Source organism: Vibrio diazotrophicus (assembly GCF_038452265.1).
Taxonomy (GTDB): Bacteria; Pseudomonadota; Gammaproteobacteria; order Enterobacterales; family Vibrionaceae; genus Vibrio; species Vibrio diazotrophicus.
In genome coordinates this window covers 1,339,914-1,352,171 of the sequence record NZ_CP151843.1, presented here as the reverse complement: position 1 = coordinate 1,352,171, position 12,258 = coordinate 1,339,914, and the positions used below count along the sequence as shown (strand labels likewise).

6 protein-coding genes are annotated in these 12,258 nt (G+C 46.3%); 3 read left to right on the top strand and 3 right to left on the bottom strand.

From position 1 onward, the window contains the following. The first annotated feature begins 78 nt into the window (after positions 1–78). Together AAGA51_RS21390 and AAGA51_RS21385 are read left to right on the top strand one after the other, a co-directional pair. Positions 79–1,104 (top strand): acyltransferase, encoded by a 1,026-nt coding sequence (locus AAGA51_RS21390; protein ID WP_042479586.1) that lies wholly within the window; start codon positions 79–81, stop codon positions 1,102–1,104. A 7-nt stretch (positions 1,105–1,111) separates the two neighbouring features. Next, positions 1,112–1,753, top strand: a complete 642-nt coding sequence (locus AAGA51_RS21385) for an START domain-containing protein (RefSeq protein WP_042479584.1) — start codon at positions 1,112–1,114, stop codon at positions 1,751–1,753. 65 nt (positions 1,754–1,818) lie between these two features. On the opposite strand, the gene glgB is transcribed toward AAGA51_RS21385, so the two are convergent. The 3 genes from glgB to AAGA51_RS21370 all read right to left on the bottom strand — a co-directional run bounded on the left by glgB (position 1,819) and on the right by AAGA51_RS21370 (position 8,963). Continuing rightward, positions 1,819–4,005, bottom strand: coding sequence for a 1,4-alpha-glucan branching protein GlgB (glgB, locus tag AAGA51_RS21380; RefSeq protein WP_042479582.1), 2,187 nt, complete (start codon positions 4,003–4,005; stop codon positions 1,819–1,821). Positions 4,006–4,170: 165 nt separating this feature from the next. Next, entirely contained in the window at positions 4,171–6,351 is a 2,181-nt protein-coding gene (gene malQ / locus AAGA51_RS21375; protein ID WP_042479581.1) for a 4-alpha-glucanotransferase, read from the bottom strand. Positions 6,352–6,509: 158 nt separating this feature from the next. Beyond that, on the bottom strand, positions 6,510–8,963 hold the full coding sequence (locus AAGA51_RS21370) for a glycogen/starch/alpha-glucan phosphorylase (protein ID WP_042479579.1): 2,454 nt from the start codon (positions 8,961–8,963) through the stop codon (positions 6,510–6,512). A 531-nt stretch (positions 8,964–9,494) separates the two neighbouring features. Between AAGA51_RS21370 and malT the strand changes: the two genes are divergently transcribed. Next, complete coding sequence (gene malT, locus AAGA51_RS21365) at positions 9,495–12,203, top strand: HTH-type transcriptional regulator MalT (RefSeq protein ID WP_042479577.1); 2,709 nt, start codon at positions 9,495–9,497, stop codon at positions 12,201–12,203. The last annotated feature ends 55 nt before the right edge of the window (positions 12,204–12,258 follow it).

Sequence of the window (12,258 nt, the reverse complement as noted above, 5' to 3'; positions counted from 1 at the left end):
ATTTATTGATGTGAGTCGAAAGAGATGAGTTGCATATCCAGTATTGTTCTCGCTTTCCTTTTTTCTGTGTAAGTACTTATGTCTTCGATAAATAAAATCAAGAGCCTAGAGTTCGGAAGAACCGTGGCTATGCTCGCTATTATTGGCCTTCACTGCCAGTTATTTACCACTCATACCTTTTACAATGATGAACCCTGGCTTGCGTATCTGTTTAATCAAGCCACTCGCTTTGCAGTTCCGCTGTTCTTCTTGATATCAGGCTACCTCATACAACCTAAGCTAAACGCGACGCCTTTCGAGACAGTGAAACGATATTCTCTGCCACTGGTTCGTATTTGGCTGGTTTGGAGCTTTTTCAGCCTGCTGATGCCTTTTAACTTTGCTGATGTTGCAGAAAAAGGTTACCTCGCAGAACGTATGAGTTACTGGGACTATCTGCTGATGACTCCTGTGAACTCTCTGCTCGAAGGCGGCTTAGTGCACCTATGGTTTATACCTTCATTGATTATGGCGATAGCAATTATTGCTGCTTTAGTTCGCTGGAATATGTCAAAGTGGATCATTCCAGTCGCGGCCATGCTTTACATCTACGGTGTATTGGCGGGAAGCTACAATGTAGTGACGGAATTGGAAGCACCATTTTTTACCCGTAATGGTCCGTTCTTTAGTACTTTGATGGTGACTATTGGTTATGTGATACGCGAACACAGTATCGCCTGTAACATAAAAATGGCATCGTTATTGGCGCTATCAGGAATGGCTTTGCATTTTGCTGAAGCGTATGGATTACACCAACATGGACAAGTGTTTAGCTACAACGATTACCTGTTCGGCACCGTATTATGGGGCGTTGGAACTTTATTTGTTCTGTTAGCAAAACCCAACTGGGGAAGTGCAGCGTGGATACAGTCTTACGCTAGCAGCGTATTAGGCATCTATGTTAGCCACTTACTGGTTGCGATCATTGTGATGAACATTTCTGGGCTGTTACAACAAAGCAGCTGGGACAGAGACATCACGCTGTTTGCAGGAACGACGATTATCACTCTACTCTTAGTGAAAGGAATCGAGCGTACTCCTCTCAGGAGGATACTGTTTAGATAGGAGCTTTATGTTTACGCGCGCAATCACTTTATCGCTACTTTTCGCTCAAAGTCTGGTTTGGGCGAACAGTGACAACACCGACATGCCATGGAAACTCGCAAAAAGCGAAGACGGCATTCGAATTCACATTCGTGAACATCAAGGAGGCTTGGTCGAAATCCGCGCACAGATGTTTGCTCCCACCACTTATCAAGCGTTCTTAGTTCTGCTGGAAGACAGTGATAACCTGCCCAACTGGTTGGATAAAGTCAGCAGCAGCAAAGTATTGAAGCAGATTTCGCCCAACGAAAACATCGTCTATACCCAGTTCTCTGCCCCATGGCCTGCCCGAGACAGGGATATGGTGACGTACTCAAAATACCAAGTTGATAATGGTGCGTTTAGACTGGAAATCAAAGACGCGGCAGACCAATACCCAGAACAAAAAGGCTACGTTCGGATAAAATCCGTTCAGGCGGATTGGACTTTAGAAAAGCTCACCAATGGCTTGACTCATATCGATTACACTGCGTACGCAGATCCGGGTGGTTTCCTGCCTGACTGGCTGGCAAATCAACTTTCTGTTTCGAGTGCTTTCAACACTTTTGAAGCGCTTAAAGCTCAGTTGCCTCAATACCAAAATCGGCAGCATCCTAGCATCAATGAGTGATTGTTGAAGCGATAAAAAAGCCCCGATTTATAGTGTAAATCGGGGCTTGCTTTTCTCAGTATTTATTACGATTTTAGCTTGTAGAACAGGGTCGAAAGTGGCGGTAAACGCACCAACAGAGACTGATCTAAGCCTTCGCTTTTTACTCGTTCAGTTTCAGCAACTGTGACCGTTTCAAAATCGCTGCCAGAATAATGACCGCTATCCGTATTAAGCAGCAACTCATAGCGTCCCTCGTTAGGCACCCCTAAACGGAAGTGTTCATGCGGTACTGGCGTAAAGTTGGTAATCGCTAAGATTCTCTCGCCCTTATCACTGATACGCTCATGAGCAATCACGCTAATGTCCGCAGCATCTTGCAAACGCCATTCAAAGCCGGATGGTTCACAATCACGCTCATGCAACGCAGGTTCGTTCTTATACAGATGATTCAGGTCGCGAACTAAACTTTGGATACCACGGTGGCGATCGAATGCGGTTAGGAACCACTGTAGTTGATTATCATGATTCCACTCTGCCGTCTGACCAAATTCAGAGCCCATGAAGTTGAGTTTCTTACCCGGCTGCGCATACATATAACCAAAATAGGCACGCATATTCGCCGTCTGCTGCCACTCATCGCCCGGCATCTTGTAGATCAAAGACTGTTTACCGTAAACCACCTCATCGTGAGACAAAGACAACACATAGTTCTCACTGAATGCGTAAATCAGCGGGAAAGTTAACGTGTTGTGGTGATATTTACGATGTACCGGATCTTCTTTGATGTACGAAAGACTGTCGTGCATCCAACCCATGTTCCACTTGAAACCAAAGCCTAAGCCGCCCATAAAGGTTGGCGCTGACACACCCGGAAAGGCTGTGGACTCTTCAGCAATGGTCATCGCATTCGGGAAGTATTTATAAACCTCTTCATTCATCCACTTAAAAGTTGCGATGGCATCATAGTTTTCACGGCCACCATCAACGTTTGGAATCCACTGATCGTGACTGCGTGAATAGTCGAGATAAAGCATCGACGCCACAGCATCCACGCGAATACCGTCAATATGGAACATATCGAACCAATACAGCGCATTGGAAACTAGAAAACGACGCACATGTTCACGTCCAACATCGTAGATATATGAGTTCCAGTCCTGATGCCAGCCACGACGCGGATCAGGGTCATGGAACAGCGGCGTACCATCGAAGTTCGCCAAACCATGATCATCCGACGGGAAGTGTGCTGGAACCCAATCAAGAACCACACCAATACCAGCCTGATGACACATATCAACGAAGTATTTGAAATCATCCGGTGAGCCATAACGACTGGTTGGTGCAAACAAACCTACAGGTTGATAACCCCAAGAGCCATAAAATGGATGTTCAGAAACCGGCATAAGCTCTACATGGGTGTATCCCATATCAACCAAATACGGAATCAAATGCTGTGCTAACTCGCGATAATTGAGGAAGCCTCCATTCTCACCACGTTTCCATGAGCCTGCATGCAGTTCATAAAAAGAGAGCGCTTCTTTTCGCTTTTGCGTTACAGGGCGATGTTGCCATTCACTGTCTTGCCATTGGTAACGGCTATGATCATAAGTCACAGAGGCAAAAGAAGGGTGTTGCTCCGCGTAGAATCCCCAAGGGTCAGCCTTATGAGGTAAACCTTCACCATGTGGTCCTTTCAGTTCAAATTTGTATTGAACGCCCTCTTCCAGACCCGGAATAAACAGCCCCCAGATGCCATAATCTAAACGTTGCATCGGATGGCGACGGCCGTCCCACTGGTTAAATGAGCCAACCAGACTACACGCCGAAGCGTGAGGCGCATAAACAAGGAAACGAATACCTGAGATCTGCTTACCATCGCGTTCTAACGTGACGAACTGTGAGCCCATATGACGATACATCTCTTTCGGAGTATGCAGGTCATCATATTCGGCATAAATTTCATGGTACTGGTAAGGGTCATCGACTATTTGCTCTGTACCCGCCCAGTCAATCGCAAGGGAATAATGGGTGAAGCGAAGGTCTCTGTCTGATTTAAGAACAAAACCAGCATCGGTTTCTCTTTCAAGAGCCACTCTCGGCTCTCCTTCCACCAGCAATTCTACTTTATCAGCACCCGGCATCCATACTCGGAGTGCTCCTTGAAAAGAAGAAATAAACGGACCTAAAAATGCAAATGGATCAGCAAAACCAGCGTGAGAAAGCTGGTTATAGGCAACTTGTGTTTTCGAAGGCTTTTTAGCTTTTTTCAATACTCTTCTCCCAGCGCAACAGAGAAATAAAAATGCCCGCTACATTGGCGGGCATACTAGCGTAAGTTCATCTTACCGAACTCAAAAGGGGTATAGAGTGACCTAACTTAAACTTCTTGGTGTAAATATAAGAATTCACTAATTTCCCTCTGAGTGCTTGCTCGATTACTGACTGGCTTTCGCACGCGTTTCCGTTAAACGTGCTGAAATTCGGTTCACATCTTCGCGGGCGAAGATTTCATCCAAATTCATCGACAACTTACGACGCCAGTTTGGATACTCATCAACGGTTCCCGGAATGTTGACAGGATTATCCATTTCTAACCAGTCTTCAAGCTGAATACTGAGTAGGCCTGACGAACCTGCCGCAACATGCAGTTGCAATGCTTCACTCAGGTATGAATCCATAGGAACCAGACTTGCATCACGACCTACGCCTTCAGGCAAGTAACCATGCCAAGCCACAGAGTCCAAAATGCCTTGTTTGCACTTCAAACGATCCTCAAACAGCTCTGCCAGTTGTTCTTTGTCTGGATACAAGCCAATTTCGCTACCCATTTTCAGGTCAGCACAGTGCCAGAAACCACGCAGAGTCGGCATATCGTGCGTACACAAAGCCGCCATGGATTGAGGCGCATAGTGAGCAGGAGAAATAAAGCCGCCGTCTTCTTTAGATGTTTCGAAGAAGAAAACTTTGTATGAGTGGACACCCGCATCACGAAGCAGATCCACGATTTCGTCCGGTACAGTACCTAAGTCTTCACCGATCACACTGCATTGGTGACGGTGAGATTCCAGCGCAAGAATCGCTAACATGTCTTTCACTGGGTAGTAGATGTACGCACCTTTGGTCGCGTTTTCACCTTTTGGAATCCACCACAGACGCAATAAACCAAGTACGTGGTCGATACGCAGAGAACCACAATGTTTCATGTTGGCACGCAATAACTTGATATAAGCATCATAGCCAGTCGCTTGCAGCACTTGTGGGTTGAGTGGTGGTAAGCCCCAGTTCTGACCTAGTGGACCAAGAACATCCGGTGGCGCGCCAATGCTCGCATCCAGAATCAGGTTACCTTCATCCGCCCATGTTTCAGAGCCAGAATCCGCAACACCTACTGCTAAGTCACGGTATAAGCCAACCGCCATGCCTTTTTCTTCAGCAAGCGCCTGAGCTTCGTTGATTTGCGTGTCAGCAACCCACTGTAGGTACATGTAAAGATGTACGTCATCTTGGTTGTCTTCAATAAAAGTTTGTACCGCTGGATTTTCAAAACGACGGTATTTTTCAGGGAAAACAGGCCAGCCCCAAACATTGCTGTCTTCTGCATGTAATTGTGCGTGCAGCGCATCAAAGGTTGCTTGGTGCAACAGGCTATCACCGCCCTCTTCCACAAAGTCTAGGAACGCACGAGCACGGTCTGTGTTTTTATCCAAATGACGGGCTTTAAATTCAGTGAACAACAATGGCAGTACGCTCATTTTCATTTGCGCGACTTCGGTGTAGTTCACCCAATGCGATTCACGTGCTTTTTGCAGACGTTGTTGGAACTCAGCACTGCCCACTTTTTGCTGTGCTTCACCACTTAGTGCGAACTCTGGTACTGAGCTCACATCAATATAAAGAATGTTCAACCAACGACGAGAAGACGGGCTGTATGGGCTCGCCCCTTCTGGGTTCGCTGGGAACAGAGAATGGATTGGGTTCAAACCGACAAAATCACCACCACGAGATGCGATATCTGCAACCAACTGTTTCAAGTCACCAAAATCACCGATACCCCAGTTGTGCTGAGTGCGCAAAGTGTAAAGCTGAACACTTGGTCCCCAAAGCTTCTTGCCTTTTTCCAGAGCAGGTTGTTTGAAACACGCTGTTGGCGTCACAATAACCGTCATCTCATACGGCGCTTTACGACGCTTGCGAGAAACAAACAGCTTGTGGTAACCCAGTGCTAGATCGTTCGGCAAAGAGAATACTAGCGGGCCACCTTCTGCACGCTCATCACGAACGATTTGAGATTGCAGATAGCCTTCGAATACTTCGCCCTGTTCGGTTTCTAGTCGCCAGTCAAACTCACTTTCACGAGCGCTAGAACCTAGGTTAAGAGACACCTCTAATGGCTCTCCTTGGCGAATCACTAATACCGCTTCCAACACATCGGCTTTGTGTTTTTTCTCAGCCGATTTTAATAAGGTTTGATCATTGGTCGTGTCATAACCTAAAGAAGCCAAAAGACGACGAATGGTCTCGTCTTCTACTTTTGCTTCATCGCCCCAAGCACTCACATAGCTGTCGGCAATTTTTGCCATCGCTGCGACTTGTTTTAATGCATTTTGTTCTTTCATCGCTCTCTCCGAAGGGACTGCATAATCCTTCAAATGTGTAGGGTGTGTAATTATTTAATCTATGTCGATTTGGCTTTTATTCATTCTGGAACATATGTTCGTTGAGAGTTATAAGCCATTCAGCCAAGGCTTACGCCTTGGCTGTTTGGTTCTATTTTTTAGCGTTTGACGACTTCAAGCTGCCAAATATTATTCACGTAATCGCGAATACTGCGGTCAGAGCTGAACTTGCCCACCAGAGCGGTGTTCAATATTGCCTTCTTCGCCCAACCCGCCTGATCACGGTATTGCTTATCCATGTCTTCATGCGCTTTCACATACGATGCGAAATCAGCAAGAACAAGGTATGGGTCGCCACCATCAAGCAAGCTGTCGTAAGTTGCGCGAAGCTTCGCTGGCTCACCCGGAGTGAACTCGTCTGACATCAATAGTTCCATTGATGCTTTGAGTAATGGATCCGCGTTGTAGTAGTCGTAAGGGTTGTAACCTTTTGCTTTTAGTGACTCTACGCCATCCACATCCAGACCGAAGATGTAAATGTTGTCATCACCCACTTCTTCACGAATCTCAACGTTTGCACCGTCCATCGTACCGATAGTTAACGCACCGTTTAGCGCCATCTTCATGTTGCCAGTACCTGATGCTTCTTTACCTGCAGTAGAGATTTGCTCAGAAACGTCAGCCGCAGGGATGATGATCTCCGCCATGCTTACACGGTAGTCAGGAATGAAGACCACTTTCAGTTTGTTACCGATACGTGGATCGTTATTCACTTTCTCTGCAATCTTGTTGATTGCGTAAATGATCTCTTTCGCTAGGTGGTAACCCGGCGCTGCTTTCGCTGCGAAGAACACCACTCGAGGATGCACATCAAAAGATGGATCGTTGATGATGCGGTGGTACAGAGAAAGAATGTGCAGCATGTTTAGGTGCTGACGTTTGTATTCGTGTAGACGTTTGATTTGAACGTCAAAGATCGCATTGGTATCAAGTTCGATACCCATGTTCTCTTTCACCCAGTTAGCCAAACGCGCTTTGTTCTCTTTCTTCACTGCCATGAACTGCTTCTGGAACTTCGTATCACCAGCGAACTGAGAAATAGATTCTAGTTGGTCGAGATGCGCTGGCCACTGGTCACCAATTTTCTCAGTAATCAATGCAGACAAAGCTGGGTTACAGAATTTCAGCCAACGACGAGGTGTAATACCGTTGGTCACGTTCTGTAGACGACTCGGGTACAGCTCGTTGAACTCAGGGAACAGGTCACGTTTTACTAGCTCTGAGTGCAGAGCAGCAACACCGTTTACAGCGTAAGAACCCACTACACAAAGGTTTGCCATGCGCACCATGCGATGGAAGCCTTCTTCAATAATGGACAGCTTCTGTTGTTTAGAAACATCACCCGGCCATTTCGCGCGAACTTCCTGCATAAAGCGATGGTTGATCTCGTAAATGATTTCCATATGACGAGGAAGCAGACGCTGAATCAAAGACTCGCTCCATGTTTCCAATGCTTCTGGCAACAAGGTGTGGTTGGTGTAAGCGAATGTCTTAGAACAGATGTCCCAAGCCGCTTCCCAAGATAGGCCACGCTCATCGACCAAAATACGCATTAATTCAGGGATCGCGATGGTTGGGTGAGTATCGTTAAGCTGGATTGTCTCTTTCTTCGGTAGATCTTCCAGTGCAAAACCAGCACCTTCATGACGACGAAGAATGTCACGTACCGATGCCGCACTGTGGAAGTACTGTTGCATCAAGCGCAGTGTTTTACCTTTCTCATGGTTGTCGTTCGGGTAAAGCACTTTAGTAATGTTGCCCGCATCAATCAGAGAGTGCTGAGCTTCGAAGTAGTTACCGTTGTTAAAGCTCTCTAGTGAGAATGGTGCAATGGCACGACATTCCCAAAGGCGTAGTGGATAAACAGTATCGCTTTGGTAGCCCACAATTGGTAAATCCCAAGGCATCGCTTGCACTAACATGCCAGGAACCCATTTGCGAACTTCTTTGCCATTCTCATGGATCACTTCAACGTGACCGTAGAAGCCGATTTCTTGTTTCAGCTCAGGGCGCGCGATTTCCCAAGGGTAACCTTCTACACCACACCAAGCATCAGGCGCTTCTTTCTGATGACCTTGCTCAAAAGACTGTTTGAATAAGCCGTATTCGTAGTGAAGACCGTAACCCACTGTTGGGTATTCTTGAGCAGCACATGAGTCCATGAAACACGCAGCAAGACGACCAAGACCACCGTTACCCAATGAAGGGTCGCGCTCTTCTTCCAACAAATCTGTTAAGTTTTGGCCCAATTCCGCCATCGCTTCAGAAACCTGTTCATAAAGGCCCATGCTAATCAGGTTGTTACCTGTTAAACGGCCAATCAGGAACTCAAGAGATAGGTAGTTCAAGCTTTTAGCATTAACGATGCGCTCGTCTTGCTCGGTTTCAAGCATGTCGAACGTTGTTAATTCTGCTAGAGCATGACCCATAGCCAAATACCAAGAACGGCTAGAAGCATGTTCCACAGTGGTCGCGTATGTCGCGGTAAGATTACGCTTTACGTTCGCTTGGAACGCTGCTTTATCAAACGTTTTCTGTTGCGTAGGTTTCATCGAGAAATCTCTCTTATCAGTTCTAATTCATCTGTGCCATATCCTGCCCGTACAACAAAATGTAAACATCCTCCCAAGTTGTCATGAATTTAGGAGGAGGAGTGAGGGCGTAGAGGGTGTAGCACTTAAGTCGGAGTGATCAATCTCTCATTGATAATCCAATCCGTGAGATTCTGAGTGATTGAGATCACAACGACTGCCTCAATAACCTTAGACGGGGTTTAAACAGCTCGGAGATTCAAGCAGTGCTCCTTTTGCTCATAATGTATACTTCGTCACACTAAAATTATCGTTTTTACTCAAATTACATAAAATTTCGTACAACCCACCTGTCAACCAAACGGATAGCTCAGCAAATTTATTGATCAAAATCACAAATTAGGGGCGTAGTCTGCTTAAGAATGTGAATAGTGCGAGATTCGAGAAAGGGATCAATAAACGTAGTGAAAAACATCAAGTAACATCATTGCCACAAAAGTGACAGAGATCTCTGTTTTCTCCTCTTATTATTTGATCGAAGGGAGATCAAGAATGTGGATTCCTTCTAAACTGACGCGCCCCGGCCGCCTGCACAACGCAATTGTTCGCCCAAGAGTGCTGGACATTTTGCATAACGCCACATGCTATAAGTTAGTGCTATTTCGCTCCCCTGCAGGCTATGGCAAAACTACCATGGCGGCTCAGTGGCTTGCAGATAAACCTCACGTTGGTTGGTACAGCATTGACGATAGTGACAACGATCCTTTCCGATTCTTGAACTATTTTCTACAAGCGATCAATAAAGCAACGGATCAAAGTTGCCCGAATGCGCAAAAACTGGCGGAAAAGCGTCAGTTCTCTTCGATTCATTCACTGTTTAGTGAAGTGTTCACCGAAATGGCTCACTACCACCAAGAATGTTATGTGGTGTTGGATGACTATCATCTGCTGTCTGATGACGAAATTCATGAAGCGATGCGCTTTTTCATCAAACACATGCCGGACAACATGACCTTAGTGGTGACCAGTCGCGCAGCGCCACCACTGGGCACAGCAAACTTGCGTGTGCGTGATTTGATGATCGAGATTGGTAACGAACTGCTGGCATTCGACACCGAAGAAACCACCCGTTTCTTTAATCAACGAGTTACCGATGGCGTTGACGACTCTACAGCAAACAGCTTACGTGATTACGTGGAAGGCTGGCCTTCAGCGTTGCAACTTATCGCTCTGCAAGCGCAATATCAAAAGCGTACTCTGGAGCAAAGTGCGGAATCTGTTTCTCACTTCAATCATGCACATTTGTGGGATTACTTGGTTGAAGAGGTATTTGACCTTCTCGACAACGAAACCCGTCAGTTCCTGATGCAGTGTTCAGTGTTGGAACATTTCAACGATTCACTGGTCACCGCACTGACCAAACGTGACGACGCGTTAAGTATGATTGAATCGTTAAACCGTTTTGGCTTGTTTATTTACCCGTTGGAAGGCGAACACAACTGGTATCGCTTCCACAATTTGTTTGGTGAGTTCCTTGCCCACCAGCGTCTGGCTCGCATTCCACAGCAAGAACACGACTTACACCGCGAAGCGTCACTGGCATGGTTGGAAATGTCTAACCCGCACCAAGCTTTGCGTCATGCCAAAATCGCTCAGGATACCGATTTACTCGCCACCATTTTAAGCAAACACGGCTGGAGCATGTTCAACCAAGGCGAATTGGAGATGTTGGAGTCTTCAATCAACCTGCTTTCTTCTAATCAGCTTTATAGCGAACCTAAGCTCTGCATGCTTCAAGCTTGGCTCGCTCAAAGTCAGCACAGATACAACGATGTCGGTGCCCTGCTTTCCAAAGCTGATGAAGAGATGGCAAAGCTTAATGTGGAACTGTCGAGTAAAGAGCAAGGTGAATTCAACGCATTACGTGCTCAGGTTGCGATTAACCAAAACGAACCGGAAAAAGCTTTAGAGCTCGCTGAATTAGCTTTAAGCCAGCTCGATAACACCATTTATCGCAGCCGAATTGTGGCAACGTCCGTTGTGGGTGAAGTCAACCACGTATTAGGTCAACTCAGCCGTGCTCTGCCAATGATGCAGCAGACCGAGAAACTGGCTCGCCAGTATCAGGTTTATCATCAAGCGCTTTGGGCATTATTGCAGCAAAGCGAAATTCTGATTGCTCAGGGTTATGTTCAAGCCGCTTATGAAGTTCAGGACAATGCGTTCAAACTGATTGAAGAACATCAACTTCACCAGTTGCCATTGCATGAATTTTTGTTGCGAGTACGTGCACAAATTCTCTGGTGTTGGAACCGTTTGGATGAAGCCGAAGAGTGCGCCTACAAAGGGTTGGACGTTCTCGGCAATCACTCGCCAAGTAAACATCTGCACAGTTATTCTATGCTGGCGCGCATCTCGGTTGGCCGTGGCGAACTGGACAAAGCCAGTCGCTTTATTGAGCAGATTCTGCACCTGATGAAGCAGTCTAGCTATCACGTAGACTGGACAGCAAACGCGTCGCTTTCATTGCTGCTTTACTGGCAAGCTCGCGGTGATATGGATTCGATTCAGAATTGGCTGAATACTTCTACTCGCCCAGAAAGAGCCTGTAACCACTTCTCTCAACTGCAATGGCGCAATATTGCCCGTGCTCAAATTAACTTAGACATGATGGAAGAAGCCCAGCAAACGTTGGAATTCATGCAAGAAGAAGCGAAGAAGTATCAGTTAATTACCGATATCAACCGTAACCTGATTGTTGAGTCGATTCTGGCAACGACTCTTGGTAAAGAAGAGGAAGCACGCGATAAGCTTAAGCAAGCGTTAGCTCTCACTAACCAAACCGGTATGATTGGCAACTTCCTGATCGACGGCGCCAAAGTGGGTCATGTGTTGGAGAAACTGATTCAACGCGGTGAGCTGGGCGATTTAGAACGCCACCGTGCGCAACAGTTAATGAAAGAGATTTCAACCACCCAACGCAGCCGTTCTGTGCATTTTGATGAAGAGTTTGTAGAGAAACTGATCAATCACCCGAACATTCCAGAGTTAGTACGTACTAGCCCACTAACTCAACGTGAATGGCAAGTGTTAGGTTTGATCTATTCCGGTTTCAGCAATGAACAAATTGCACAGGAACTTGATGTGGCTGGAACAACCATCAAAACTCACATTCGCAATCTGTATCAGAAACTTAACATCGCTAACCGTAAAGAAGCGGTTCACACCGCTGAGAATCTGCTGCAGTTGATGGGATATTGATTCAAGTAGAACGCAAAGAGCCAGCAAATGCTGGCTCTTTTTATATTCTTTCTTA

What these genes read in the sequence shown, in the direction of transcription:
- AAGA51_RS21390 (WP_042479586.1), top strand. Translation starts at nt 79, where the DNA reads ATGTCTTCGATAAATAAAATCAAGAGCCTAGAGTTCGGAAGAACCGTG.
- AAGA51_RS21385 (WP_042479584.1), top strand. Translation starts at nt 1,112, where the DNA reads ATGTTTACGCGCGCAATCACTTTATCGCTACTTTTCGCTCAAAGTCTG.
- malQ (WP_042479581.1), bottom strand. Translation starts at nt 6,351, where the DNA reads ATGAAAGAACAAAATGCATTAAAACAAGTCGCAGCGATGGCAAAAATT.
- AAGA51_RS21370 (WP_042479579.1), bottom strand. Translation starts at nt 8,963, where the DNA reads ATGAAACCTACGCAACAGAAAACGTTTGATAAAGCAGCGTTCCAAGCG.
- malT (WP_042479577.1), top strand. Translation starts at nt 9,495, where the DNA reads ATGTGGATTCCTTCTAAACTGACGCGCCCCGGCCGCCTGCACAACGCA.